The organism is Agromyces sp. NPDC029043, assembly GCF_055564615.1.
This window is the reverse complement of record NZ_JBVHVX010000001.1, coordinates 87,556-113,839: the sequence shown is the minus strand read 5'-3', so window position 1 is coordinate 113,839 and position 26,284 is coordinate 87,556. Positions and strand designations below refer to the sequence as shown.

Genomic DNA, 26,284 nt, shown 5'->3' with positions numbered 1-26,284 from the left:
TCGGCGCCATGCGCTTCGGACTCGTCATCCTGCCCCAGTACGAGTGGCCCGAGGCGGCCCGGCTCTGGCGCGACGCCGAGCGACTCGGCTTCGACCACGCCTGGACGTACGACCACCTCTCGTGGCGCGGCCTCGCGGGGGAGCGGTGGCACGCGACCGTCCCGACGCTCACGGCCGCGGCCATGGCGACCGAGCGGATCCGGCTCGGCACGTTCGTCGCGAGTCCGAACTATCGGCATCCGGTGCCGTTCGCGAAGGATGTCGCGACCCTCGACCAGATCTCGGGGGGCCGCGTCGTGCTCGGGCTCGGGTCGGGCGGTACCGGGTTCGACGCGTTCGTGCTCGGGCAGGGCGAGCTGACCGCGCGCGAGCGGCACGAGCGGTTCCGCGAGTTCGTCGAGGCGCTCGATCTGCTGCTGCGCTTCGAACGCGGGTCGGGGCAGGGGATCTCGTACTCGGGCGACTGGTTCTCGGCCGCCGCGGCACGCATGGTCGGCGATCCCGCCCAGGAGCCGCGCATGCCGTTCCTCATCGCCGCGAACGGGCCGAGGTCGATGCGGCTCGCCGCGCGGACCGGCTCGGGCTGGGTGACGACCGGTCCCCAGGCCGACACGGATGCCGCATGGTGGGCCGGCGTCGCCGAGCTCGTCGACCGGCTCGACGACGCGTGCGCCGCCGAGGGGCGCGACCCGGCCGACGTCGATCGCGTGCTCTCGCTCGACGACGAGCAGCGCTACTCGATGGTGAGCGTGGACGCGTTCGAGGACGCCGTCGGGCGGGCTCGCGAGCTCGGCTTCACCGACGTGGTCGCCCACCGCCCGCGCGAGCACGGCATCTACGCGGGCAGTGAGGCCGTGCTCGAGGCGATCGGGTCGCGGCTCGACGCGCTGCGCTGATCGGCCGCCCGGGCGACGGGTAGCCTGTCGTGGTGTCCGCGCCCCGCTTCGTGTCGCCGCTCCGCTGGGAGCCGCTGCCCTACCTCGTCCTCGTCGTGCTGCTGGTCCTGACGGGCGCCGTGCGACCCGAGTCGGGGCTCGGCTACGTCCTCCTGCTGGCGGGGATCGCGCTCGCGGCGGCGTGGCTCGTGGCGGGCTTCCTGCGGGAGCGCCGCATGCGGAACCCCGATCCGATGGGCGACCTGTCGACGTTGGACGACCTGCAGGTCGTCGACGCATCGTCGGCCCGCGCCGAGGTTCGCACGGTCGTGCCCGTGGCCGACGCGTACCGCCACCAGGCCGCGATCGAGATCGCACGCGTGAGCGGGGGCACCGACCAGTACGCGGTGCTCGTGCCGCGCGCGCGGCGCTGGCTGTCGCCGCGCTACCGCATCGGCGTGCAACTCATCGACAGCGGCCGCCCCCGCCACGCGGGCTTCCTGCCGGATGGCGCGGACGCGCGCTGGCGCGACCGCCTCGACGCGCTCCGCGCCGACGGCGTCTACGTGCGCGTGCCCGCGCGGATCGAGGGCGCGTCGCGGCCGTTCCGCGTCGACCTCGACCTCAGCGGGCTGCCCGCGGTGCTCGAGGCCGATCGTCCCGACTGAGCCCGTCCGTCCAGCCGAACGTCCCCCATATGCGGGACGTGCGTGGAAGTCAAGACTGTTTCTTCGTGTTGCGGCGGGGCTAGGGTCTCGCCTCAGGGGCTGTCGACGAGGACGCTCCTGAAAAAGGAGAGACGATGTATCGAACTGCAAGGCTTTCCCGCCGCGCAACGGTGCTGGCGACCGCGACATCCGTGGTCGGTGCACTCGCGCTGGCACCCGCAGGGGCCGCACTGGCGGCCCCGCCGGCGAAGGGCTGCGACGCCCGCACGAACAACACCTACGAGAAGTTGCTCGAATGCGTGAGCGTCGAGGGCATCATGGAGCACCAGCGGGCGTTCCAGGCCATCGCCGACGCGAACGGCGGCATTCGGGCCGCCGGAACCACGGGCTACGACGAGAGCGTCGAGTACGTCGTCGATCGACTCGAGGCGGCCGGATGGAACGTCGAGCTCGACGAGTTCCCGTTCACGTACGTGCCGCCGGCTGAACTCGAGGCCATCGTGCCCGACCTCGGGACGCTCGAGACCGGCATCTTCACCGGCACGGGGTACGGAGAGATCACCGGCAATGTGATACCCGTCGACATCGTGCTGGACCTGCCGCGCGATCCGGTCAACAGCGGGTGCGAGGCGGCCGACTTCGCCGGCATCGACTGGTCGGGCGACAGCGACATCGCGCTGATCCAGCGTGGAACCTGCGAGTTCGGCATCAAGGCCATCAACGCCCAGACCGCCGGCGCCGAGGCCGTCATCATCTTCAACCAGGGCAACACCGAAGCTCGCTCCGGGCTCATCACCGGGACGCTGTTCGGCGCGAACCAGACTCCGCTGTCGATTCCGGTCGTCGGCGCGAGCTTCGCCGATGGCGCCGCGCTCGCGGTCGACGGTGCGACCGCGCGGATCAAGGTGGATGAGCCGTCGCAGCGCCCCCAGCTGAACGTGATCGCGGAGCTGCCGGGAGCCAGCGGCGACTCCAACGTGGTCATGGCCGGCGCCCACCTCGACTCCGTCCAGCGCGGCCCCGGCATCAACGACAACGGAAGCGGCTCGTCCGCGCTCATCGAACTGGCGGAGCAGCTCTCGAAGCTCAAGCCGCAGAACACGCTCCGGTTCGCATGGTGGGGTGCAGAGGAAGCCGGCCTGCTCGGCTCGCGGGCCTACGTCGCCGAACAGCTCGAGCTCGGCACCCTCGATGAGGTCGGCCTCTACCTCAACTTCGACATGGTGGCTTCGCCGAACTACATCTACATGGTGTACGACGGCGACGAGTCGAGCTGGCCCGCCCCGGTCGTCGTCCCCGAGGGCTCGATCCAGATCGAGGACGTCTTCGAGAGCTACTTCACGAAGATGGGGATTCCCTACGACGACGCCGAGTTCAGCGGCCGGAGCGACTACCAGGCCTTCATTCAGAACGGCATTCCCGCCGGCGGCCTGTTCACAGGCGCCGAGGTCGTCAAGACCGAGGAGCAGGAGGCGATCTGGGGCGGAGAGGCCGGGGAGCAGTACGACCCCTGCTACCACCTCGCCTGCGACGACATCGACAACCTGGCGCTCGACGCCCTGGGCGTCAACGCAGATGCGATCGCGACCGCGGTGCTCACCTTCGCCTACTCGACCGAGTCGGTGAACGGCGTGGTCGGGAAGACGGTGCCGGGCGGATTCACCCTGCCCGCGCCGGTCGGCCCCGAGAAGACCGTGAACAACCCCGGTGGCGGAGGTCTCGCCCCCGACCACGATCACGATCACGAGCCGCACGAGGTGGACTGAGTCCAGCCCGGATCCGTCCCAGCGGGGCCCGTCGCGTCTGCGGCGGGCCCCGTGCTCGTACAGAAGACTGGGGCGGTGCAGACGATCGTGAAGCGCCGCGCCGACGCACCCGAGGGCTTCTTCGAGGCCGAGGCCGCGGGGCTGGCCTGGCTCGCGGCAGCGGGCGGCGTGCGCACCGCGCGCGTACCCGCCGTCGGTCCCGGATGGATCCAGCTCGAGCGCATCGACGAGGTGCGGCCCGACGCGGCCGCCGCGTCGGCGTTCGGCCGCGACCTCGCCCGCACCCACTCGGCCGGCGCAACCGCCTTCGGGGCGCCGCCCGACGGATGGCGGGGCCCGCTCTTCATCGGTCGTCGCCGCATGCCCGCGGCGGCAGAGGACCGTTGGGGCGCGTTCTACGCGCGCGACCGCGTGCTCCCGTTCCTGGAGATCGCCGAGCGGATCGGCGATGTGACCGCATCGGAGGCGACGCTCGTCCGTCGCGCATGCGACGCGATCGCCACCGGCGCCTTCGACGACGCCGAGCCCCCGGCTCGGCTGCACGGCGACCTCTGTAACGGCAACGTGCTCTGGTCGGCCGACGGCGTCGTGCTCATCGACCCGGCGGCGCACGGCGGTCACCGCGAGACCGACCTCGCGATGCTCGCGCTGTTCGGCTGCCCGTTCCTGGGCGAGGTGGTCGCCGCGTACGACGCGGCCGCCCCGCTGCGCGACGGATGGCGCGAACGCGTACCGCTGCATCAGCTGCATCCGCTCGCGGTGCACGCGGCCGGGCACGGGAGGGGGTACGGGCTCGCCCTCGTCGAGGCGGCCGGGGCTGTGCTCGACCTGGTCGAGCGCCGCCGGGAATAGACGGGGTGCGCCATCCGTTCTGACCAATTGCATGCAAACGCATGAAGTGAGACGAGGAGCCCAGGAGGGCGACATGCAGTTCGGAATCTTCACCGTCAGCGACATCACGCAGGACCCCACCACCGGTCGCACCCCGACCGAGGCGGAGCGCATCCAGGCCACGCTGACGATCGCCAAGCACGCCGAGGAGGTCGGGCTCGACGTCTTCGCGCTCGGCGAGCACCACAACCCGCCGTTCTGGTCCTCCTCGCCGACGACGACGCTCGCGTACATCGCGGGCCAGACCTCGACCCTCCAGCTGTCGACCGCGACCACGCTCATCACCACGAACGACCCGGTGAAGATCGCCGAGGACTACGCGATGCTCCAGCACGTGTCGGGCGGCCGCGCCGACCTCATGCTCGGCCGCGGCAACACCGGGCCCGTCTACCCCTGGTTCGGCAAGGACATCCGCCAGGGCCTGCCGATCTCGATCGAGAGCTACGAGCTGCTGCACCGCCTGTGGCGTGAGGACGTCGTCGACTGGGAGGGCAAGTTCCGCACGCCGCTGCAGGGCTTCACCTCGACGCCGCGCCCGCTCGACGGCGTGCCGCCGTTCGTCTGGCACGGCTCGATCCGCACGCCCGAGATCGCCGAGCAGGCCGCGTTCTACGGCGACGGGTTCTTCGCCAACCACATCTTCTGGCCGGCCTCGCACACCCAGCGGATGGTGGCCCTCTACCGCCAGCGCTTCGAGCACCACGGCCACGGCACGGCCGCGCAGGCGATCGTCGGACTCGGCGGCCAGGTGTTCATGCGCAAGAACTCGCAGGACGCCGTGAACGAGTTCCGCCCGTACTTCGACAACGCGCCGGTGTACGGCCACGGCCCGAGCATGGAGGACTTCACGCAGCAGACGCCGCTGACCGTCGGCAGCCCGCAGGAGGTCATCGACCGCACGCTCGGCTTCCGCGACTACGTGGGCGACTACCAGCGCCAGCTCTGGCTCATCGACCACGCCGGCCTGCCGCTGAAGACCGTGCTCGAGCAGCTCGACCTGCTCGGTGAGGAGGTCGTGCCCGTGCTGCGACGCGAGTTCGCGAAGGACCGCCCCGCCGACGTGCCCGACGCTCCCACGCACGCCTCGCTCGTGAAGGCCACCTACGGGGATGCCGCGCCGCGCCAGGCGACCCCGAACGCCAACCGGGGCGACAACCTCACGCTCGGCTCGCCCTACCAGGACGCTCCGGCGACGCCCGTCGGGGCGGCATCCGGCTCGGCCTTCGGCCCGGCCGCGACGCGGACGGCGGGTGCACGATGACCGCGAAGAAGATCGTCGTGGTCTCGGCTGGCCTCTCGACGCCGAGCTCGACCCGGCAGCTCGCCGACCGCCTAGCGGCCGACGCCGCCGGCATCCTCGCCGAGCGCGGCGTCGAGGTCGAGGTGCGCACGTTCGAGCTGCGCGACCTCGCGCACGACATCACGAACAACCTGCTGCTCGGCTTCGCCCCGCCGAAGCTCGAGGAGGCGCTCGACGCGGTGGCGTCGGCCGACGGCCTCATCGCCGTCACGCCGATCTTCACGACGAGCTATGCGGGCCTGTTCAAGTCGTTCATCGACGTGATCGACCCGCAGGCGCTCACCGACCTGCCCGTGCTGCTCGGCGCGACGGGCGGCACGCCACGGCACTCGCTCGCGATCGACTACGCCATCCGCCCGCTGTTCACCTACCTGCACGCGATCCCGGTCCCGACCGGCGTCTTCGCCGCGACGGGTGACTGGGGCGACGGCGGCGACGGCGTTCGCTCCCTGCCCGACCGCATCTTCCGCGGCGCGAGGGAGTTCGCCGAGCTCGTCGAGCGGACGGACCGCAGCGAGCTCGTGAGCGACCCCTTCTCGCTCGACCGTCCGACGGGTCACCTGCTGGGCGGGCTCGCGGGGGAGTAGGCGCCGACCCGCCGACGTCCGGCGCGCGTCACATCCCCGGCAGTTCGACCGCCTCGAGGATCTCGATCGTGCCGATCCTCAGGTGCGGATGGCCCTCCATGAGTGCAGCGGCGGCATCGGCGTCGTCGGCCTCGATCATCGAGTAGCCGGCCACAGTCGACGCGCCGCCGCCCTCGGCGCCGACCCGGCGTCCGTTCGCGAGTGGAGTGCCCAGGTCGGTGAGCGCGGGCCCGACCCGGCTCGCCCAGTCGTTCCACGCCTGCATCTCGGCCTGGCCGTCGGCCTCGGACTGCTGCATCTGCTCCTCCGCGCTCACGTCGGCGTGGTAGAGCACGAGGTACTTGGTCATCGTCGTCCCTTCGTCTGGGGCGGGGACGCCGCGCTGCGCGCACCGTCTGCCCGCACGCGACAACGCTACGCCGCTCGGGCGGCGGCGGGAACCGGTTCGATCAGCTGCACGATGGCCGGGCGGGGCACGCCGGGTGCAGGCCGGATGGGCGGCGTCGCAGCCGCCGCCCGGCCCGCAGGTCGGATCACGCCGGCGCGTCAGCCCTCGAGCACGAACGTGACTTCGAGCGTGACCGACCACTCGATCACGCGGTCGCCCTCGACCTTGACCTTCTGCTCCTTGACCCAGGCGCCCTTGACGCCGCGCAGCGTGGCCGCCGCGCGAGCGATGCCGACGGAGACCGCATCCTCGAAGCTCGTCTCGGAATAGGCGGTGATCGTGGTGACCCGTGCGACCGATGACATGGCGTTCCTCCTCGAGCGAATCGGGACGCATCGGACGGTGCGTCCGTGTGCCATGTAACTCCTGATGCCGGATTCGCGCGAGGGGTTGTGCGCGCGGATGTCGTGACCGACGCCTGACCGGACCGGGAACCGCGACCGGCGAGCCGGTGAACCCTCGGCGAAGTCCGGCGCCGCGGCGTGCGGGTGCGGCGCGCCGCCCGCACGCTGGGAGCCGTGAGAGTCGCACTGCTCGCCGAGTCGTTCCTCCCGCACATGAACGGGGTCACCCACTCCCTCCTCCAGGTGCTGCGCCATCTCGAGCGCCGGGGCCACGAGGCCCTCGTGATCGCCCCGCGCTCGGGACCGGTCGAGCACGGGCTGCACGGCGCGAGGGCCGCCTTCCTCCGGTCGGTGCCGCTGCCCCGCTACCCGGAGGTCCGCGTGACGTTCGCGAGCGCGCGCCGCCTGGCCGGCGTGCTCGCCGAGTTCGGTCCCGACGTGGTGCACCTCGCCTCGCCGTTCGTGCTCGGCTGGCAGGGCGTGCTCGCGGCCGAGCGGCTCGGCGTCCCGAGCGTCGCCGTGTACCAGACCGACGTGCCCGCGTACGCCGAGCGCTACCGCGTGCCGGGCGCCGCGCCCATGCTCGCCGGCCACGTCGCCCGGCTGCACGCGCGCGCGACGCTCACGCTCGCGCCGTCCTCGGCGGCAATCGCCCAGCTCGAGGGCTACGGCGTCGACCGGCTCCGCCGCTGGGCGCGCGGGGTCGACACCGAGCGGTTCCGCCCGGGTCGCCGCTCGCCCGCCTGGCGTCGCCGCTTCGCCGAGGACCACGAGGTGCTCGTCGGCTACGTGGGACGGCTGGCGCCCGAGAAGCAGGTCGAGGACCTCCGCGCGCTCGCCGGCATCGACGGGGTCCGTCTCGTCGTGATCGGCGACGGCCCGTCGCGTCCGGCACTCGAGGCGGCGTTGCCCGGCGCGGCCTTCACCGGCTTCCTCGGCGGCGACGCGCTCGCCGAGGCCATGGCGAGCCTCGACGTGTTCGTGCACCCCGGCGAGAGCGAGACGTTCTGCCAGACCGTCCAGGAGGCGCTCGCGAGCGGGGTGCCGGTCGTGGCCACCGGCCGCGGCGGGCCGGTCGACCTCGTCACCTCCAGTCGCGACGGATGGCTCTACCGCCCGGGCGACCTCGGCGAGCTCGCCGCACGCGTGCGCGACCTCGCGGGCGACGACGCCAAGCGGCGGGCGTTCGGACGGACCGCGCGAGAGGGTGTCGCCGGTCGCAGCTGGTCGAGCCTCGGCGACGAGCTGCTCGGGCACTACGCCCTGGCCGGCCGCTTGCACGCCTCGGCTGCCGACGCACGACCGGTCACCGCCGTGCCCCGGCCCGCGCCGGTCGGCGACCCCGCCGAGGGCGGCGAGCGGATGCCGCGTCCCAGCGCCGCAACGAGACCTCCGGCTCCCGGATGGCGCCGTTACGTCGCCGTCGGCGACTCGATCACCGAGGGTCTGTGCGACTCGTCGCGGATGGCGGCGGGGGAGTACCGCGGCTGGGCCGACCGGCTGGCGATGCTGCTGGCGGCCGCCGGCGACGGGATCGGCTACGCGAACCTCGCGGTGCGCAGCCGCCGGGTCGCCGACGTGGTGGGCATCCAGCTGCCGCACGCCGCGGACCTCGGTGCCGACCTCGTCACGGTGTGCGTCGGCGGCAACGACCTCGTGCGCGTGGACGCCCGGCCCGATGTGATCGCCGGGCGCCTGTGCGACGCGATCGAGTCGGTCCGGGGCAGCGGGTGCGACGTGCTGGTCGTCACGCCGTTCCTGCCCGCGCACGTCCGGCTCGCCGCGGTCCGAGCTCGCTTCGAGCGCTTCCGCGAACGGCTCCTCGCGCGCGCCGAAGCCGCCGACGCGATCGTGCTCGACGCCGCGCGCCACCCCGTCCTCGTCGGTCGGGGCGTCTGGGCCGAGGATCGCGTGCACCTGAACTCCTCCGGTCATCGCACGCTCGCGTACGCCGCGGCCGACGCCCTCGGCGTGCCGGATGCCGCGGCGCTCGCCGAGCTCGACGCGGTCCTCCACGGCGACGCCGATGAGCCCGACGCCCCGCCGCTGCGCACCACGGAGTGGGTCCGCCGGCACGCCGCGCCGTGGGCCGGGCGACGGCTCCTCGGGCGGACCGCGGGCGACGGCCGTTCGCCCAAGCACGTCGCCCTCGTCGACCTGCCGGGGCGACCGGGCGAGCGGTCGCGCGGCGGCCTGCGCTCGCCTCGCTAGGCCGCGACACGCCGGGGCTGATAGGCTCGCGAAGGATGTCGACGCGACATCCGCTCAAATCAACACGAGCTCGCGCCCGCTGACGGGCGCTACGGAGCAGGCCGGCAGGAAGCTGGTCCCCTGTGGTGGCTTACCAATCGAGAGCTTGGTGGACTTCTACTGGTGGCCAGCGCTGGCGAGTCATCGACGCGCTGAAATCTGCCTGTTCCCTGCTCCTTGTTCACCTCGCGCGCCACACGGGCGTGCGAGCCGAAACAAAGGAGAGAGACCTCTTGGAAGGTCCTGAGATCACGTTCGCCGAGACCGTCATCGACAACGGTCGCTTCGGCACCCGCACCATCCGCCTCGAGACCGGCCGCCTCGCCCAGCAGGCGCAGGGATCCGCGGCCGCCTACATCGACGACGAGACCATGCTGCTCTCGGCGACGTCGGTGTCGAAGCAGCCGAAGGAGCACTTCGACTTCTTCCCGCTCACGATCGACGTCGAGGAGCGCATGTACGCCGCGGGCCGCATCCCCGGCTCGTTCTTCCGCCGCGAGGGCCGCCCCTCGACCGAGGCGATCCTCACCTGCCGCCTGATCGACCGTCCCCTCCGTCCGTCGTTCGTCGAGGGCCTCCGCAACGAGGTCCAGGTCGTCGTGACGGTGCTCGCGATCGATCCCGACGAGCTGTACGACGTGCTCGCGATCAACGCCGCGTCGCTCTCGACGCAGCTCTCGGGCCTGCCCTTCTCGGGCCCGGTCGCCGGCGTGCGCGTCGCGCTGATCGACGGCCAGTGGGTCGGGTTCCCGAAGTACTCGCAGCTCGAGGATGCCGTCTTCGACATGGTCGTCGCCGGCCGCGTCGTGACCGAGGCCGACGGCTCGCAGGACGTCGCGATCATGATGGTCGAGGCCGAGGCCACCGACGGCGCCTGGAACCTCATCCAGGGCGGCGCCGTGAAGCCGACCGAAGAGGTGGTGGCCGAGGGCCTCGAGGCTGCGAAGCCCTTCATCAAGCAGCTCGTCGAGGCGCAGCAGAAGGTCGCTGCGACCGCTGCGAAGGAGACCGCCGAGTACCCGACGTTCCCGCCCTACCAGCAGTCGACGTACGACGTCGTCGCGGGCCTCGCCTACGACGAGCTCAAGGACGTCTACCAGATCGCCGGCAAGACCGAGCGCCAGGATGCCGACGACGCGCTCAAGTCGCGCGTCAAGGAGGCCGTGGCCGCGAAGGTCGAGTCGGGCGAGCTGCCCGAATCGGCGATCGGCGAGGTCTCCGCCGCGTACAAGTCCGTCACGAAGCTCGTGGTCCGCTCCCGCGTGCTCGACGAGGGCGTCCGCATCGACGGACGCGGGCTCGCCGACATCCGGCCGCTCGATGCCGAGGTGCAGGTCATCCCGCGCGTGCACGGCTCGGCCATCTTCCAGCGCGGCGAGACGCAGATCCTCGGCGTCACCACGCTGAACATGCTCAAGATGGAGCAGCAGATCGACTCGCTCTCGCCCGAGACGAAGAAGCGCTACATGCACAACTACAACTTCCCGCCGTACTCGACGGGTGAGACGGGTCGTGTGGGTTCGCCGAAGCGTCGCGAGATCGGCCACGGCGCGCTCGCCGAGCGCGCCCTCGTGCCGGTGCTGCCGAGCCGCGAGGAGTTCCCCTACGCCATACGCCAGGTCTCCGAGGCGCTCGGCTCGAACGGCTCGACCTCGATGGGCTCGGTCTGCGCGTCCACGCTGTCGCTGCTGAACGCGGGCGTGCCGCTCAAGGCGCCGGTCGCGGGCATCGCGATGGGCCTCATCTCCGACACCAAGGACGGCCAGACGCGCTACGCGGCCCTGACCGACATCCTCGGCGCCGAGGACGCGCTCGGCGACATGGACTTCAAGGTCGCCGGAACGTCCGAGTTCGTCACCGCGATCCAGCTCGACACCAAGCTCGACGGCATCCCCGCCTCGGTGCTCGCGGGTGCGCTGACCCAGGCCAAGGAGGCGCGCACCACGATCCTGCAGGTGCTCAACGCCGCCATCGACGGTCCCGACGAGATGGCGCCCACCGCGCCCCGCGTCATCAGCGTGCAGATCCCCGTCGACAAGATCGGCGAGCTCATCGGCCCGAAGGGCAAGACGATCAACGCGATCCAGGATGAGACCGGCGCCGAGATCTCCATCGAGGAGGACGGCACCGTCTACATCGGCGCGACCGACGGCCCCTCGGCCGAGGCCGCCCGCGCCCAGGTCAATGCGATCGCCAACCCCACCAACCCCGAGGTCGGCGAGCAGTTCCTCGGCACGGTCGTGAAGATCGCCGCCTTCGGCGCGTTCATCTCGCTGCTGCCCGGCAAGGACGGCCTGCTGCACATCTCCGAGGTGCGCAAGCTGGCCGGCGGCAAGCGTGTCGAGAACGTCGAGGACGTGCTCGGCGTCGGGCAGAAGCTGCTCGTCGAGATCACCAAGATCGACGACCGCGGCAAGCTCTCGCTCGCGCCGGTCGTCGCCGACGAGGCCGACACGAACGGCCGCGAGGCCGAGCGGGTCCACCCCGACGAGCCCGCCGAGGGCGCCGACGCGTAAGGCGTTCGCTCCGAGCCGCACCGGATGCCCGTCCCGACCTCGTCGGGGCGGGCATCCGTCGTCTCAGCGGGAGAGCAGCGGCGCGAGGCGGTAGGGCACCAGCTCGCCCATCGCGAGCGAGGTCTCGGTGCGCTCGACGCCGTCGATCGCGAGGATCTCCTCGTCGATCCGGAAGAGGTCGTGCGCGTCGCGGCAGACCACCCGCACGAGCAGGTCGATCGGGCCGGAGAGCCCGTGCGCCTGGATCACCTCGGGGATCTCCGCGAGCTCGCGCACGACCTCGGCGAGCACCTTCTGTCGCGCGTGCACCGCGACGAACGCCTCGAGGGGGTAGCCGAGGGGGGCCGGATCGATGCTGCGCTCGAACGAGAGGAAGGCGCCGGACGCCTCGAGTCGCGCCATCCGCGCCTGCACCGTGTTGCGGCTCATCTGCAGCCGGTCGGCCAGCGCCACGACGGTGGCGCGCGGATCGTCGGCGAGCGCTCGCAGGAGCGCACGGTCCACCGCGTCGTAGCCGTTCATAGCGCCACACGTTAGCACCGTGATGCGGCCGACACCATGCAATGTGCGCAACTCGTCCGCGCCTGCTTGAGCCGATTGCAAGATCGTCGTACGCTTCCGGTATCCGGCAACGTCGCCGGGTGCGAGGCTGCCCACGAAGCGGCCGAGCCGACACGGAGGTTCGACCATGACCCCTTCCGACCGAGAGGCGACCGGGCTGCTCACCCGCCCCGGCGACCTCGTCCAGCTCCTCGACGAGTCCGGCCACCGGCACGCGAACCCCGACTTCGATCCGTGGGTGGCCGACCTCGACGCCGACGCGCTGGTCGCCCTCCACCGCGACATGGCCGTCGTGCGCCGCCTCGACACCGAGGCCACCGCGCTGCAGCGCCAGGGCGAGCTCGCCCTGTGGCCGCCGCTCGCGGGCCAGGAGGCCGCCCAGATCGGCTCCGCGCGGGCGCTCCGCGCCGACGACTTCGTGTTCTCGAGCTACCGCGAGCACGCCGTGGCGTGGCTGCGCGGCGTGCAGCCCCACGAGCTGCTGAGCGTGTGGCGCGGCTCCGCGGCATCCGGTTGGAACCCCTTCGAGAAGCGGATGGCGATCCCGAACATCATCATCGGCGCGCAGTCGCTGCACGCCGTCGGGTGGGCCATGGGCGCGAAGTGGGAGGGCGCCGAGTCGGCGTCGATCGCGTACTTCGGCGACGGCGCGACGAGCGAGGGCGACGTCAACGAGGCGTTCGTGTTCGCCGCGAGCTTCGGCGCGCCCACGGTGTTCTTCTGCCAGAACAACGGCTGGGCGATCTCCGAGCCGGTCGGCCTGCAGTCGCACCAGCCGCTCGCGCGTCGCGCCGACGGCTTCGGCATGCCCGGCATCCGCGTCGACGGCAACGACGTGCTCGCGGTGCTCGCCGTCACGCGCTGGGCGCTCGAGCGCGCCCGTCGCGGCGAGGGGCCGGCCCTCATCGAGGCCGTCACCTATCGCATGGGCCCGCACACCACCGCCGACGACCCCAAGCGCTACCGCACCGACGACGACCTCGCCGCGTGGCGCGAGCGCGACCCGATCACGCGCCTGCACGCGCTGCTCGCGGCCTCCGGCGCCGACATGGAGGCGATCGACGCCGACGTCACGTCCGCCGCCGACCGTGCCGCGGCCGAGCTGCGCGCCGGCATCACCGCGATCCCCGATCCCGAGCCGATGAGCGTGTTCGACCACGTGTACGCCGAGCCCAACTCGCACCTCGAGCGGCAGAAGGAGCGGTTCGGCCGCTACCTGGCGATGTTCGACGACGAGGGGGCTGAGCGATGACCACCGTCACCTTCGGGAAGGCCATCAACGAGGGCCTCCGTCGCGCGCTCGCCGACGACGACAAGGTCGTGCTCATGGGCGAGGACATCGGCACGCTCGGCGGCGTGTTCCGCATCACCGACGGGCTGAAGGTCGAGTTCGGCGAGCACCGCGTGGTCGACACGCCCCTCTCGGAGGCCGGGATCGTCGGCACCGCCGTCGGGCTCGCGTACCGCGGGTTCCGCCCCGTCGTCGAGATCCAGTTCGACGGGTTCGTCTACCCGGCGTTCGACCAGATCGTCGCGCAGGTCGCGAAGCTCCACTACCGGTCGCGCGGCAGCGTGCGCATGCCGATGGTCATCCGCATCCCGTTCGGCGGCGGCATCGGCGCGGCCGAGCACCACTCCGAGTCGCCCGAGGCGTACTTCACGCACACCGCGGGGCTGCGCGTGATCGCGTGCTCGAACCCGGCCGACGCGTACGTCATGATCCGACAGGCGATCGCGAGCGACGACCCCGTGATCTTCCTCGAGCCCAAGCGCCGCTACCACGTCAAGGGCGAGGTCGACCTCGACGCCAACCTCGCCGACGCGCGCCCGATGGGCGTGGCCACGGTCGTGGCATCCGGCCGCGACGTCACCCTCGTGACCTACGGCGCGCTCGTGCAGACCGCGAAGGATGCCGCGACCGCCGCCGCGGAAGACGGGGTGTCGATCGAGGTCATCGACCTGCGCTCGCTCGCGCCCGTCGACTACGCCACGATCGAGGCGTCCGTGCGTCGCACCGGACGCCTGGTGGTGGCGCACGAGGCCGGCGAGCAGGGAGGCGTGGGCGCCGAGATCGCGGCGTCGATCACCGAGCGCTGCTTCGAGTACCTCGAGGCGGCGCCCGTGCGCGTGACCGGCCACGACATCCCCTACCCGCCCGCGAAGCTCGAGCAATACCACCTGCCCGACCTCGACCGCATCCTCGACGGCGTCGACCGCGCGATGGGCCGTCCCAACTCGCTCTCGGAGACCTCGGGGGTCGAGGCGTGAGCACCATCCGCGACTTCGCTCTGCCCGACCTCGGCGAGGGACTCACCGAGTCCGAGATCGTCGCCTGGCGCGTCAAGGTCGGCGACCACGTCGAGCTGAACCAGATCATCGCCGACGTCGAGACCGCGAAGGCGGTCGTCGAGCTGCCGTCGCCGTTCGCGGGCACCGTCACGGCGCTGCACGCCGCCGAGGGCGAGACCGTGAACGTGGGCGAGAAGCTGTTCTCGTGCGACACCGGCGAGGGGGCCGGGGCAGCCGAGGTGACGGCGCCCGCGCAGGCCGCGGCGGGCGCGCCGTCGCCCGCGGCGTCGGCGGGCGCGACCGAGGAGTCGCGCGAACCGACGCTCGTCGGCTACGGTGCGGGCGCCGAACGCGGACCGAAGCGCCGTCCCCGACGGCTCGGCGGCGGCGCCCTCGCGGCCGACCTCGTGCCGGCGCCCCCCGAGCACGACCGCATCGAACCCGACACCGCGACGCACTCGGTCAACGGGCTGCACGACGCCGATGAGCGTCCCGAGCGGCCACGCTCCACGCCGCCCGTGCGCAAGCTCGCGCGCGACCTCGGCGTCGACCTCGAGCGGGTCGTCGGCACGGGCGAGCGCGGGCTGATCACGCGCACCGACGTCGAGGCCGCGGCAACCGGTGCGCGCTCGCAGGTCGAGGAGCCCGCGCCGGTGGCGGGGGAGGCGGAGGTCGCGGCCGCCGCGAGCCGTCCCGAGGCCGAGCGCATCCCGATCAAGGGCGTTCGCAAGCACACCGCCGCGGCGATGGTGCGGAGCGCCTTCACCGCGCCGCACGTCACGGAGTTCCTCACGGTCGACGTGACCGCCACGATGGAGCTCCTCGCCGGCATCCGAGCCGACCGCGCCTACGCGGGGCACCGGGTGACGCCGCTCACGGTCGTCGCGAAGGCCCTCTGCATCGCCGCGGCCCGCACGCCCGAGGTCAACTCGCACTGGGATGAGGAGGCGCAGGAGATCGTGCGCTTCGGCCACGTCAACCTCGGCATCGCCGCGGCGACCGAGCGCGGCCTCGTCGTGCCGAACGTCAAGGGCGCGGAGGGGATGACGCTCATCGAGCTGGCCGACGCCATCGCGGCGCTCGCTGACACGGCCCGTGCCGGGAAGACCGCTCCCGCCGACCTGTCGGGCGGCACGATCTCGATCACGAACATCGGGGTGTTCGGCATCGACGCGGGCACGCCCATCCTGAACCCGGGCGAGGCGGCGATCCTCGCGATGGGCGCCGTGCGCCGGCAACCGTGGGAGCACCGGGGCGAGGTCGCCCTGCGCGAGGTCATGACGCTCTCGCTCTCGTTCGACCATCGCCTGGTCGACGGTCAGCAGGGGTCCCGCTTCCTCGCCGACATCGGACGCATCCTCCGCGACCCGGGCCTCGCGCTGACGATGGCGTGAGTTCCGCCGCCGGGGGTGGTGCGCCGCCCCCGGCGGGGCGAGGATGACGGCATGGACGAGCACACGCCGCTCTCGCGGCAGGATGTCGCGGCCGAACTCGCGGGAACCGGATTCCGTCACGACGGCGAACGATTGACCGCACAATTCCGCACCGACGATTTCGCGGGCGCCGTGCGATTACTCGACGCCGTGGCGATCGAGGCGGATGCCGCGAATCACCACCCCGACGTGCGACTCGGCTGGGGTCGCATCGAATTCGACCTCGTCTCCCACGACGTCGGCGCGGTGACCGCTCGTGACGTGTCGCTGGCCAGACGGATCCGCGCGATCGCCGACGCACAGGGCGCGACCGCGACCTGATATCCCCGGTGGTATTCGCCCTGAATTCTCCACAACTGCGCCCCGGAATTCGTGCACCGGAATTGCGGAGGGAATATGCTCGATATCAGCAAGTACCCCTCCCAGAATTCAGCGGCGAAATGCCGCGGAAAGGGCGTGACAAATGGCCAAGAGAGTGGTCGAGACGCTCATCGACGATCTCGACGGTTCCGACGCCGAGCGCACGATCTCCTTCACCATCGACGGCGACCAGTACGCCATCGACGTCTCCAAGGCGAATGCCGACAAGTTCGAGGCGGCGGTCGCCCCGTTCGTCAAGGCCGCACGCAAGACCGCGTCGGGCCGTGCGACCTCCGGCCGCGGTCGCCGCGGCGGTTCGTCCGCCGGCGACACGAAGGACGCCCGCGAATGGCTCCGTTCGAACGGGCACGAGGTCTCCGACCGCGGCCGCATCCCGGCGCCGCTCCTGGAGCTCTACCGCAACCGGTGAGGCGCGCTCAGCGCAGGATGAACTCGACCTGCTCGATCTCCTCGCCGCGGGCGTCGGCGTAGGCGCGCCCGCGGCCGACCTCGACGAACCCGAGTCGCGTGAGCAACGCGATGAAGGCCGCGTCGTCGGCCGCGGCGCGTGCCCGCAACGGGCGCGGTTGCGTGTCGAGGAACAGGCGCATGGCGCGCGTGGCGATGCCGCGACCCCAGTGTTCGCGATCGATCCAGCAGGCGACCTCGGGCGTGCGCGTCTCGGGGTCGATCCAGCTCGCGACCCTGCCCACGATCCGCCCGTCCGAGCGGATGGTGCGGGCGTCGGCGCCGTCTCGAGCGGCGAGTCGCGTCCACTGCGCGTCGAACGCGGCCCGGTCCGACGGGCCGTCGGCGATGGACGCGCCCACCCCGTTCGCGTCGGGATCGAGTCGGATGCGGTACAGCTCATCGAGATCGCCCGCGCGGGTCGCGCGCAGGGTCACGACGTGAGGCTCGACCATGCCATGTCCTCCAGGATGCTGCGGACCACCTTGTCCGCGGGTCGGCGCCCATGGATGCGGGCGCTGTGGGGGGTGGAGTTGATCAGGCCGAAGGCCGCGTGAGCCCTGATCCGATGCTCCGATTCGGCCCGGTCGGGCCTGAGGCGGGTGAGCACGCCCACCCACAGTTCGACGTACTCGCGCTGCAGCCGGCGCACCTCGTGCGCGTCGGCATCGTCGAGGCTCGTGAGGTCGCGGTCCTGGACGCGGATGACGTCGGCGTTCGCCAGTGCGAAGTCGACGTGGAAACGGATGAGCGCGCGCAGCGCGACCGCGGCGCCATCGGCGTCGGCGACCGTTCTCCGTCCGCCCTCGAGGAGCCCCTCGCTCGCGTCGGCGAGGATCGCGGCGAGCACCGCGGCCTTGCCCGGGAAGTGACGGTACACCGCCGGGCCCGAGACGCCGGCGGCCTGGCCGAGCTCTTCGAGCGTGACGCCGGCGTAGCCTCGGTCGGCGAAGAGCCGCGCGGCGGCGGTGAGCAGTGCGGCGCGGCGGTCGGCCTTGGCGCGGCCGCGCTCGGTGAGCGTGTCGCTCAGGGGAACCTCCCGGGGCATTCGGTGAATGCACACTAACCGACAGCCGCGACGACGGCAAGCGTCCGGGAGGCTCGGCGGGTCAGCGGGCGGAGGTCGCCGCCGCGTCGCGCACCAGCCGGACGGCCTCGGCGGCGCCGGCGTTCCAGGGCGTGCCGTGGCCCGGGAGCACCCATGTCGCATCGAGGTCGGCCAAGCGGTCGAGGGACTCGATCGCGACCTGCGGCTCGTCGGTGAACGGGGCCGGTCGCGGGCCGCGCCGGCCCGTGAGCACGTCGCGCGTCGTGAGCGCGTCGCCCACGCAGACGGCGTCGAGGTCGGGGGAGTGCACGGCGATGCTGCCGGGGGAGTGCCCGGGCATGCCGACGATGACGGGCGAACCGGGCAGGTCGATTCGGTCGCCGTCGGCGACGGTTCGCACGTCGGTGAGGTACTCGGTCTTCGCGCCGCCTCTGCCGAACGCGTACGCGAAGAACCGCACGAGCGGCCAGGGCCGCACGCCTCGACCGAACGAGGTCGCAGTGGGCTTCGCCTCGCCTCGGGCGCGCGCGGCATCGGCCTCGTGGACGTACACGGGCACGCCGTGCTCGCGACGCAGGCGCTCCGCGAAGCCGATGTGGTCGGTGTCGCCGTGCGTGAGGACGAGGCCGCGCACGTCGTCGAGGGTGCGGCCGGCTTCGCCCAGTTCGTCGAGCAGGTCGCGATAGTGGCCGGCGAGGCCGGCGTCGACGATCGTCACGCCGCGATCGTCGATGAAGAGGTAGCAGGCGACGATCTCGTTGCCGACGCGTCGAAGTCCGGGCTTGAGTTCCATGTCAGCTACGATACGTAGCTATGATGGCTACTGTCAATAGCCTTCAAGGAGGTCGTCATGCCCACCCCGGTCCGCATCACACCCGAGGCCCTCCGTGCGGCCGCACGCGAGGTGCTCGAACGCGACGGCCGTGACGGCCTCACGATGCAGGCCGTCGCCGTCGCCCTCGGTGTCCGCGCGCCGTCGCTCTACAAGCACGTGCGTGACCGTGATGCGCTCGTGCGCATCGTCGCCGAGGAGGTCGCGGGTGACCTCGGCGATCGGCTCGACGCGGCCCTCTCCCGCTCTCACGGCGACGCGGCCGCGGCGGCCGGGGTGCTCGCGGGCGTCGCCCGACGGTTCGCGCACGACCACCCGAACGGCTACGCGCTCGTGTTCGGGCCGCTGCCCGAGCCGGCCCGACCCGACCGCGACGCCCTGTCGCGCGGGAGCGCCGCGGTGCTGGAGGTCGCTCGCCGGCTCGCCGGCGAGGACCGGGCGCTGGACGCGGCGCGCACGCTCACGGCCTGGCTGCACGGCTTCACCACGATGGAGCTGGCAGGCGCCTTCCGCCTCGGCGGCGATGTCGAGGAGGCGTGGGAGTTCGGACTCGAGCGCGTCGTCGCCGCACTCGCGGACTGAGCCGGGCAGCCCCGGCGAGCGGCGCCGTGTTGCGGACTTCGGTGAATGGCCGCTAACATGAATCCCGGTTAGCGAGCGTTCACCGAACTCTCGCGTGCACGCCACGACGGAGAGGCGGACGGGAGCGGATGCACATCCTCACGAGCGCGGTCGACGCGGCATCCGACGCCGCCCGCGCCAATGCCGACGCCCACGCCGCGCTGGCCGACGAGCTGCGCGCGAAGCTCGCCCGCGCCGCCCTCGGCGGCCCCGAGGCATCCCGCGACCGTCATGTGGCGCGCGGCAAGCTGCTGCCCCGCCACCGCGTGGAGCGGCTCCTCGACGAGGCGAGCCCGTTCCTCGAGCTGTCGCCGCTCGCGGCCGACGACCTCTACGACGACGACACGCCCGCGGCGGGCGTGATCGCCGGCGTGGGCCTCGTGCAGGGCCGCCCGGTGATGGTCGTCTGCAACGACGCGACGGTCAAGGGCGGCACGTACTACCCGATCACCGTCAAGAAGCACCTTCGCGCGCAGGAGGTCGCACTCGAGAACGCACTGCCGTGCGTGTACCTGGTCGACTCGGGCGGCGCGTTCCTGCCCAAGCAGGACGAGGTCTTCCCCGACCGCGACCACTTCGGCCGCATCTTCTACAACCAGGCCAACCTGTCGGCGAGTCGCATCCCGCAGATCGCCGCCGTGATGGGCTCGTGCACCGCGGGCGGCGCCTACGTGCCCGCGATGAGCGACGAGACCGTCATCGTGCGCAACCAGGGCACCATCTTCCTCGGCGGCCCGCCGCTCGTGAAGGCCGCGATCGGCGAGGTCGTGACGCCCGAGGAACTCGGCGGCGGCGACCTGCACGCGCGACACTCGGGCGTGACCGACCACCTCGCCGAAGACGACGAGCACGCCCTCGAACTGGTCCGCGACATCGTCGCGACGCTCCCCGAGCCCGCCGACCGGGCGTGGGCGGCGCGCGAGCCGCGCGACCCCGCGGTCGACCCGTCGACGCTCACCTCGGTCGTGCCGGTCGACGTGCAGCAGCCCTACGACGTGCGGGAGGTCATCGCGCGGCTCGTCGACGGCAGCGAGTTCCACGAGTTCAAGCGCGAGTACGGGGACACGCTCGTGACCGGGTTCGCCTGGATCGACGGGCACCCGGTGGGCATCGTCGCGAACAACGGCGTCCTGTTCAGCGAGTCGGCCATGAAGGGCGCGCACTTCATCGAGCTCTGCGACCAGCGCGGCATCCCGCTCGTGTTCCTGCAGAACATCTCGGGCTTCATGGTCGGCCGCGACGCCGAGGCCGGCGGCATCGCCAAGCACGGCGCCAAGATGGTCACCGCCGTCGCGACCACCCGCGTACCGAAGTTCACCGTCGTCATCGGCGGATCGTTCGGCGCCGGTAACTACTCGATGTGCGGCCGCGCGTACTCGCCCCGGTTCCTGTGGATGTGGCCGAACGCGCGCATCTCGGTGATGGGCGGCGAGCAGGCGGCCTCGGTGCTCTCGACCGTCAAGCGCGATCAGCTCGCCGTGCGCGGCGAGCAGTGGTCGGCCGACGACGAGGCGGCGTTCAAGGCGCCCGTGCGCGAGCAGTACGAGACCCAGGGCAGCCCGTATCACTCGACCTCGCGGCTGTGGGACGACGGCATCATCGAGCCCGGCGAGACCCGCACGGTGCTCGCGCTCGCCCTCGAGCTCGCGAGCCGCACCCCGCTGCCCGCGCCCCGCTTCGGCCTGTTCAGGATGTGATCGAAATGTTCGAACGTGTCCTCGTCGCGAACCGCGGCGAGATCGCCGTGCGCATCATCCGCACGCTCAAGCGCCTCGGCATCCGGGCGATCGCCGTGTACTCCGACGCCGATGCCGGCGCGCCGCACGTCGCCCTCGCCGACGACGCAGTGCGCATCGGCCCGGCGCCCGCCGCCGAGAGCTACCTCGACCCCGCCCGCATCGTGCGCGCGGCGCTCGAGACGGGTGCGCAGGCGATCCACCCCGGCTACGGGTTCCTCAGCGAGAATGCCGCGTTCGGGCGCGCGTGCGCCGACGCCGGCATCGTGTTCGTGGGCCCCGGCGCGCTGGCGCTGGAGGTCATGGGCGACAAGATCCGAGCGAAGCGGCACGTCGAGGCATCCGGTGTGCCCGTGGTGCCCGGCGTGAGCGAGCCCGACGCGACCGACGACGAGCTGCTCGACGCGGCGCCGCTCATCGGGTTCCCGCTGCTCGTGAAGCCGTCGGCGGGCGGCGGCGGCAAGGGCATGCAGGTCGTGCGCGACCAGCGCGAGCTCGAGCACGCGCTGCCTGCCGCGCGCCGCGTCGCGCGGTCCGCCTTCGGCGACGACACGCTCCTGCTCGAGCGGTTCATCGAGCGCCCGCGGCACATCGAGGTGCAGGTGCTCGCCGACGCGCACGGCGACGTGATCCACCTCGGCGAGCGCGAGTGCTCGCTGCAGCGCCGCCACCAGAAGGTGGTCGAGGAGGCGCCTTCGCCGCTGCTCGACGCCGCGACCCGCGAGCGCATCGGCCGTGCGGCGTGCGATGCGGCGCGCAGCGTCGACTACCTCGGCGCCGGCACGGTCGAGTTCCTGGTGTCCGATGCCGCGCCCGACGAGTTCTTCTTCATCGAGATGAACACGCGACTGCAGGTCGAGCACCCGGTGACCGAGCTGGTCACCGGCGTCGACCTCGTCGAGCAGCAGCTGCGCATCGCGGCGGGCGAGCCACTCGCGATCGCGCAGGACGACGTGCGGATGACCGGCCACGCGATCGAGGCGCGCCTCTACGCCGAGAGCCCCGAGCGCGGATTCCTCCCGTCGACCGGCGAGGTCCTCGCCTGGCGACCCGCTGAGGGCCAGGGCGTGCGCGTCGACGGGGGCGTCCGCGAGGGGCAGCGCATCACCGCCGACTACGACCCCATGATCGCGAAGGTGATCGCCCACGGTCGCGACCGGGCGCAGGCGCTCGATCGGCTCGACGCCGCGCTCGCCGACACCGTCGTGCTGGGCGTCGAGACCAACACCGCGTTCCTGCGCGACCTGCTGGCCCACCCCGAGGTGCGCGCTGGCCAGCTCGACACCGGGCTCATCGACCGTCTTCCCGAGCCCCAGGCGACGGATGCCGCGGCCGACGCGCTGGTCGAGGTCGCGCGCCTGGCGCGCGAACGGGCCGCTCGGGCCGAGGTCGCGCACGCGAACGCGTGGCAGCGCGCCCGCGGCTGGCGCCTCGGCGCCGGGGCCGCCGCCGACCGCGATACCCGGGCCGCCGGCGACCTCGACCGCGCCGTCGTGCGCCTCGGCGACGACGGCACGGCGTGGGTGCACCTCGACGGCCGCGCCGCGGCGTTCCCGCGCACTGATCGCCGCGCCGCGCTCGACGAGCGCCTCGCGCAGCTCGAGCGCGGCGGCACCGCCGACCCCGACCTGCTCGCGCCCATGCCGGGCAGCGTCACGATGCTGCTCGTCGCCGACGGCGACCGCGTCGAGGCCGGTCAGGCGGTGCTCGCGATCGAGGCCATGAAGATGGAGCACCGCGTGACCGCCACCGTGTCCGGCGTCGTCCGCCTTCGCGTCGCGGCCGGTGAGCAGGTCGCCCGCGACCAGGTCGTGGCGCGCGTCGACCATGCCGCCGAGGGAGCCGACGCCGGCCCCGCGGCATCCGGAACCGACGCGGAGGCCGCGGCCGCGGCATCCGCCCCCGAACCCCGGGACGACGCCCACGAGGCCGTCGCCCGGACCGCAGCCCACCAGGAATGAGGAGTATCATGCACGACCTGACCGACGAGGAACAGCAGCTGTACGACATGGTCTGCGAGTTCGCCGACACCGTCGTCGCGCCTCAGGCCTACGAGGCCGACCGCACGCACGAGCTGTCGATGGACGTCGTCGCGCAGATGGGCGAGCTCGGGCTCTTCGGCCTGCCCTTCCCCGAAGAGGTCGGGGGCCAGGGCGGCGACTACATGGCGCTGTGCCTCGCGATCGAGGCGCTCGCCCGCGTCGACCAGTCGATCGCGATCACGCTCGAGGCGGGGGTCGGCCTGGGTGCCATGCCGATCTACCGCCACGGCTCCGACGAGCAGAAGGCCCGGTTCCTGCCCGACCTGGTGTCCGGACGGGCGCTGGCCGGCTTCGGCCTCACCGAGCCCGAGGCCGGATCCGACGCCGGTGCCACGCGCACGACGGCCGTGCTCGACGGCGACGAGTGGGTCGTCAACGGCTCCAAGCAGTTCATCACCAACTCGGGCACGCCGATCACGCGGTTCGTCACCGTGACCGCGGTGACCGGCGAGCGTACGCGGCCCGACGGGTCCGTATCGAAGGAGCTCTCCACGATCATCGTGCCGAACGGCACGCCCGGCTTCACCGTGGGGCCGGGGTACGACAAATCCGGATGGCGCGCCTCCGACACCCACCCCCTCACCTTCGACGATGTCCGCGTGCCGGCCGCCAACCTGCTCGGCGAACGCGGGCGCGGCTTCGCCAACTTCCTCCGCGCACTCGACGAGGGCCGCATCGCGATCGCCGCCCTGGCGACGGGTGCAGCGCAGGGATGCCTCGACGAGGCCATGGCCTACGCGAAGTCCCGCAACGTCTTCGGCGTGCCCATCGCGAGCCACCAGTACATCGCGTTCACTATCGCGGGGATGCAGGCCCGCGTGCACACCGCGCGCCTCGCCTGGCACGACGCGGCGCGCCGCGCCGATGCCGGGCTCCCGTTCAAGAAGGAGGCCGCGATCGCGAAGCTCGTCTCGAGCGACGCCGCCATGCTGAACGCGCGCGACGCGACCCAGATCTTCGGCGGCATGGGCTTCATGAACGAGACGACCGTCGCCAGGCACTACCGTGACTCGAAGATCCTCGAGATCGGCGAGGGCACGAACGAGGTGCAGCTTATGGTCATCGCCCGCGAGCTGGGGATCGGCTAGGAGGGTCGTCATGGCAGAGGTCCCGATGCGCGAGGTCGTCGAGCGCGGGCTCTGGTACGAGGAGTTCGAGACCGGGGTGCGCTACCTGCACCGTCCCGGGCGCACCGTGAGCGAGGCCGACAACGTGCTGTTCACGACGCTCACGATGAACCCCCAGCCGCTGCACCTCGACGCGGCGTGGTCGGCACGGCAGCCGTTCGGGAAGCCGCTCGTGAACTCGCTGTTCACGCTCTCGACCCTCGTCGGGCAGTCGGTGAGCCAGCTCACCCGGGGCACGCTGGTCGCGAACCTCGGCTTCGGCGAGGTGGCCTTCCCGAATCCGGTGTTCGTGGGCGACACCCTGTACGGCGAGAGCGTCGTCGAGTCCAAGCGCGAGTCGGCGTCGCGCCCGGGCCAGGGCATCGTGGTGCTCGGCCACACCGCCCGCAACCAGGACGGCGCGGTGGTCGCCACCGCCTCGCGCACGATGCTCGTCTGGACCCGCGAGGCGGGCGAGCGGCAGTCGCGTCCGGACGCCGAGGCGAGCCCATGACCCACCCGGCGTTCCCCTTCGGTCCCGCGCTCCTGTTCTGCCCGGCCGACCGTCCCGATCGCTACGCCAAGGCGGTGGAGCGTGCCGACGCGGTGATCCTCGACCTCGAGGATGCCGTGGCCGAGGTCGCGAAGTCGGCGGCGCGCGAGTCGCTCGTGGCGAACCCGATCGATCCCTCCCGCGTCATCGTGCGCGTGAACCCGGCATCCACGCCGCACCTCGCCGACGACCTCGCTGCGCTGCGCCGCACCGCCTATCGCACGGTCATGCTCGCCAAGTGCGAGGGCACCGGCGACCTGGTCGCGCTCGAGGACTTCGACGTCATCGCGCTGTGCGAGACGGCGCGCGGCGTGCTCGCCGCGCCCGACATCGCGTCCGTGCCGATCGTGTCCGCGCTCATGTGGGGCGCCGAGGATCTCGTCGCCTCCCTCGGCGGCGACTCCAGCCGGTCGGCCGACGGGCGGTACCGCGACGTCGCGGGGCACGCCCGGTCGCGGGTGCTGCTCGCCGCGCGCGCGCACGGCGTGGCGGCGATCGACGCGGTGCACCTCGACCTCGCCGACGCCGAGGGCCTCCGGGCGGAGGCCGAGGACGCCGCCGCCGTCGGCTTCACCGCGACGGCGTGCGTGCATCCGGGCCAGGTGGAGGTCATCAGGGCCGCGTACGCTCCCGGTCACGAGCGAGTGGAATGGGCGACTGCGCTGCTCGCCGAGGCCGCCGTGCGCGAGCGCGACGGCGTGTTCGCGTTCCGGGGTCAGATGGTCGACGCGCCGCTCCTGCAGCAGGCCGAGGCGGTCGTGCGACGAGCGCGTTCCCAGGGCACGCTCGAGTGAGGAAGGATTCCGATCCGATGAAGATCATCGTCCTCGTCAAGGAGGTCCCCGACACGTACGGGGAGCGCAAGCTCGACCTCGAGACCGGGCTCGCCGATCGCGCCGCGAGCGAGGCGGTGCTCGACGAGATCGGCGAGCGCGCGCTCGAGGTCGCGCTGTCGTACGCCGACGCGCACGACGGGGCCGAGGTGGTCGTCATGTCGATGGCCGCCGACAGCGCCGCGACGACCATCCGCAAGGGCCTGGCGATGGGAGCCGGGTCGGCCGTGCACATCGCCGACCCCGGCCTGGCGGCCGCAGACCTGGGCCTCACCGCGCGCACCCTCGCCGCGGCGATCCGACGCACCGGTTTCGACCTCGTCATCACCGGGAACCTCTCGACCGACGGCAGCGGCGGCGTGATCCCCGCCATGCTCGCCGAGCTGCTCGAGGTGCCGAACGCGACCGCGCTCTCATCCGTCGAGATCTCCGACGGCTCGGTGTCGGGAACGCGCGCCGTCGACGGCGGCACGATGCGGGTGAGCGCTCCCCTCCCGGCGGTCATCTCGATCACCGAGGCGCTCCCGGACGCCCGCTTCCCGAACTTCAAGGGCATCATGGCCGCGAAGAAGAAGCCGTTCGAGACCCTGAGCGCCGCCGATCTGGGCATCGACCCCGAGGATCTCTCGGTGCCCTGGTCGATCATGACCGCCGTCGCCGAGAAGCCGCCGCGCACGGCCGGGATCAAGATCACCGACGAGGGCGACGGCGGCACGAGGATCGCCGAGTTCCTGGTCGAGAACCGGCTGGTCTGAGA

At 72.2% G+C, this 26,284-nt stretch carries 26 protein-coding genes; 20 read left to right on the top strand and 6 right to left on the bottom strand.

Annotated elements, in window-relative coordinates:
- The first annotated feature begins 8 nt into the window (after nt 1-8).
- From ACZ4TW_RS00530 to ACZ4TW_RS00505, 6 genes are all read left to right on the top strand, one after another.
- The gene (locus tag ACZ4TW_RS00530; protein WP_465539117.1) at nt 9-896 is read left to right on the top strand and encodes an LLM class flavin-dependent oxidoreductase; all 888 of its coding nucleotides are present in this window, start codon (nt 9-11) and stop codon (nt 894-896) included.
- 32 nt (nt 897-928) lie between these two features.
- Nucleotides 929-1,543 (top strand): hypothetical protein, encoded by a 615-nt coding sequence (locus tag ACZ4TW_RS00525; RefSeq protein WP_465539115.1) that lies wholly within the window; start codon nt 929-931, stop codon nt 1,541-1,543.
- A gap of 134 nt (nt 1,544-1,677) precedes the next feature.
- Nucleotides 1,678-3,309: a M28 family peptidase gene (locus ACZ4TW_RS00520; protein WP_465539113.1), complete on the top strand. Its 1,632-nt coding sequence runs from the start codon at nt 1,678-1,680 to the stop codon at nt 3,307-3,309.
- A gap of 51 nt (nt 3,310-3,360) precedes the next feature.
- Nucleotides 3,361-4,161 carry a fructosamine kinase family protein gene (locus ACZ4TW_RS00515; RefSeq protein ID WP_465539111.1) on the top strand — a complete coding sequence of 267 codons (801 nt, stop codon included), beginning with the start codon at nt 3,361-3,363 and terminating at the stop codon, nt 4,159-4,161.
- A gap of 73 nt (nt 4,162-4,234) precedes the next feature.
- A complete protein-coding gene (locus tag ACZ4TW_RS00510) occupies nt 4,235-5,461 on the top strand; it encodes an LLM class flavin-dependent oxidoreductase (protein WP_465539110.1) in 1,227 nt (408 codons plus the stop codon).
- Complete coding sequence (locus tag ACZ4TW_RS00505; RefSeq protein ID WP_465539109.1) at nt 5,458-6,087, top strand: CE1759 family FMN reductase; 630 nt, start codon at nt 5,458-5,460, stop codon at nt 6,085-6,087. Before ACZ4TW_RS00510 ends, ACZ4TW_RS00505 begins: the two co-directional genes overlap by 4 nt.
- Nucleotides 6,088-6,115: 28 nt before the next feature.
- Here ACZ4TW_RS00505 and ACZ4TW_RS00500 read toward each other — a convergent pair whose 3' ends face one another.
- Nucleotides 6,116-6,436, bottom strand: coding sequence for a YciI family protein (locus ACZ4TW_RS00500; RefSeq protein ID WP_465539107.1), 321 nt, complete (start codon nt 6,434-6,436; stop codon nt 6,116-6,118).
- Nucleotides 6,437-6,633: 197 nt separating this feature from the next.
- Entirely contained in the window at nt 6,634-6,840 is a 207-nt protein-coding gene (locus ACZ4TW_RS00495; protein ID WP_465539105.1) for a dodecin family protein, read from the bottom strand.
- Nucleotides 6,841-7,053: 213 nt separating this feature from the next.
- Here ACZ4TW_RS00495 and ACZ4TW_RS00490 point away from each other — a divergent pair, with 213 nt between their 5' ends.
- Both ACZ4TW_RS00490 and ACZ4TW_RS00485 read left to right on the top strand, forming a co-directional pair.
- Entirely contained in the window at nt 7,054-9,090 is a 2,037-nt protein-coding gene (locus ACZ4TW_RS00490; RefSeq protein WP_465539103.1) for a glycosyltransferase, read from the top strand.
- A 272-nt stretch (nt 9,091-9,362) separates the two neighbouring features.
- Nucleotides 9,363-11,645, top strand: a complete 2,283-nt coding sequence (locus tag ACZ4TW_RS00485) for a polyribonucleotide nucleotidyltransferase (RefSeq protein WP_465539101.1) — start codon at nt 9,363-9,365, stop codon at nt 11,643-11,645.
- 63 nt (nt 11,646-11,708) lie between these two features.
- Here the strand turns inward: ACZ4TW_RS00485 and ACZ4TW_RS00480 are convergent, their stop codons facing one another.
- Nucleotides 11,709-12,167, bottom strand: coding sequence for an Lrp/AsnC family transcriptional regulator (locus ACZ4TW_RS00480; RefSeq protein WP_465539099.1), 459 nt, complete (start codon nt 12,165-12,167; stop codon nt 11,709-11,711).
- A 166-nt stretch (nt 12,168-12,333) separates the two neighbouring features.
- Here ACZ4TW_RS00480 and pdhA point away from each other — a divergent pair, with 166 nt between their 5' ends.
- The 5 genes from pdhA (at nt 12,334) to ACZ4TW_RS00455 (ending at nt 16,718) form a co-directional block, all read left to right on the top strand.
- Nucleotides 12,334-13,458: a pyruvate dehydrogenase (acetyl-transferring) E1 component subunit alpha gene (gene pdhA, locus ACZ4TW_RS00475; protein ID WP_465539097.1), complete on the top strand. Its 1,125-nt coding sequence runs from the start codon at nt 12,334-12,336 to the stop codon at nt 13,456-13,458.
- Nucleotides 13,455-14,474 carry an alpha-ketoacid dehydrogenase subunit beta gene (locus ACZ4TW_RS00470; protein ID WP_465539095.1) on the top strand — a complete coding sequence of 340 codons (1,020 nt, stop codon included), beginning with the start codon at nt 13,455-13,457 and terminating at the stop codon, nt 14,472-14,474. Before pdhA ends, ACZ4TW_RS00470 begins: the two co-directional genes overlap by 4 nt.
- Entirely contained in the window at nt 14,471-15,889 is a 1,419-nt protein-coding gene (locus ACZ4TW_RS00465; protein WP_465539093.1) for a dihydrolipoamide acetyltransferase family protein, read from the top strand. Before ACZ4TW_RS00470 ends, ACZ4TW_RS00465 begins: the two co-directional genes overlap by 4 nt.
- A 51-nt stretch (nt 15,890-15,940) precedes the next feature.
- Entirely contained in the window at nt 15,941-16,249 is a 309-nt protein-coding gene (locus tag ACZ4TW_RS00460) for a 4a-hydroxytetrahydrobiopterin dehydratase (RefSeq protein WP_465539091.1), read from the top strand.
- Nucleotides 16,250-16,391: 142 nt separating this feature from the next.
- Nucleotides 16,392-16,718 (top strand): histone-like nucleoid-structuring protein Lsr2, encoded by a 327-nt coding sequence (locus ACZ4TW_RS00455; RefSeq protein WP_465539089.1) that lies wholly within the window; start codon nt 16,392-16,394, stop codon nt 16,716-16,718.
- A gap of 7 nt (nt 16,719-16,725) precedes the next feature.
- On the opposite strand, the gene ACZ4TW_RS00450 is transcribed toward ACZ4TW_RS00455, so the two are convergent.
- From ACZ4TW_RS00450 to ACZ4TW_RS00440, 3 genes are all read right to left on the bottom strand, one after another.
- On the bottom strand, nt 16,726-17,211 hold the full coding sequence (locus ACZ4TW_RS00450; protein ID WP_465539087.1) for a GNAT family N-acetyltransferase: 486 nt from the start codon (nt 17,209-17,211) through the stop codon (nt 16,726-16,728).
- Complete coding sequence (locus ACZ4TW_RS00445; protein ID WP_465539086.1) at nt 17,190-17,804, bottom strand: TetR/AcrR family transcriptional regulator; 615 nt, start codon at nt 17,802-17,804, stop codon at nt 17,190-17,192. The genes ACZ4TW_RS00450 and ACZ4TW_RS00445 overlap by 22 nt, the downstream gene beginning before the upstream one ends.
- Before the next feature lie 61 nt (nt 17,805-17,865).
- A complete protein-coding gene (locus ACZ4TW_RS00440) occupies nt 17,866-18,597 on the bottom strand; it encodes an MBL fold metallo-hydrolase (RefSeq protein WP_465539085.1) in 732 nt (243 codons plus the stop codon).
- Nucleotides 18,598-18,654: 57 nt separating this feature from the next.
- Between ACZ4TW_RS00440 and ACZ4TW_RS00435 the strand changes: the two genes are divergently transcribed.
- The 7 genes from ACZ4TW_RS00435 (at nt 18,655) to ACZ4TW_RS00405 (ending at nt 26,282) form a co-directional block, all read left to right on the top strand.
- A complete protein-coding gene (locus ACZ4TW_RS00435; protein WP_465539083.1) occupies nt 18,655-19,218 on the top strand; it encodes a TetR/AcrR family transcriptional regulator in 564 nt (187 codons plus the stop codon).
- Nucleotides 19,219-19,346: 128 nt separating this feature from the next.
- A complete protein-coding gene (locus ACZ4TW_RS00430; protein WP_465539081.1) occupies nt 19,347-20,954 on the top strand; it encodes a carboxyl transferase domain-containing protein in 1,608 nt (535 codons plus the stop codon).
- Nucleotides 20,955-20,959: 5 nt separating this feature from the next.
- Nucleotides 20,960-22,954 (top strand): acetyl/propionyl/methylcrotonyl-CoA carboxylase subunit alpha, encoded by a 1,995-nt coding sequence (locus ACZ4TW_RS00425; RefSeq protein WP_465539079.1) that lies wholly within the window; start codon nt 20,960-20,962, stop codon nt 22,952-22,954.
- Between the two features lie 8 nt (nt 22,955-22,962).
- Entirely contained in the window at nt 22,963-24,123 is a 1,161-nt protein-coding gene (locus ACZ4TW_RS00420; protein WP_465539077.1) for an acyl-CoA dehydrogenase family protein, read from the top strand.
- Between the two features lie 10 nt (nt 24,124-24,133).
- Nucleotides 24,134-24,655, top strand: coding sequence for a MaoC family dehydratase (locus ACZ4TW_RS00415; protein ID WP_465539075.1), 522 nt, complete (start codon nt 24,134-24,136; stop codon nt 24,653-24,655).
- The gene (locus tag ACZ4TW_RS00410) at nt 24,652-25,488 is read left to right on the top strand and encodes an HpcH/HpaI aldolase/citrate lyase family protein (protein WP_465539074.1); all 837 of its coding nucleotides are present in this window, start codon (nt 24,652-24,654) and stop codon (nt 25,486-25,488) included. Before ACZ4TW_RS00415 ends, ACZ4TW_RS00410 begins: the two co-directional genes overlap by 4 nt.
- A 17-nt stretch (nt 25,489-25,505) precedes the next feature.
- On the top strand, nt 25,506-26,282 hold the full coding sequence (locus ACZ4TW_RS00405) for an electron transfer flavoprotein subunit beta/FixA family protein (protein WP_465539072.1): 777 nt from the start codon (nt 25,506-25,508) through the stop codon (nt 26,280-26,282).
- The last annotated feature ends 2 nt before the right edge of the window (nt 26,283-26,284 follow it).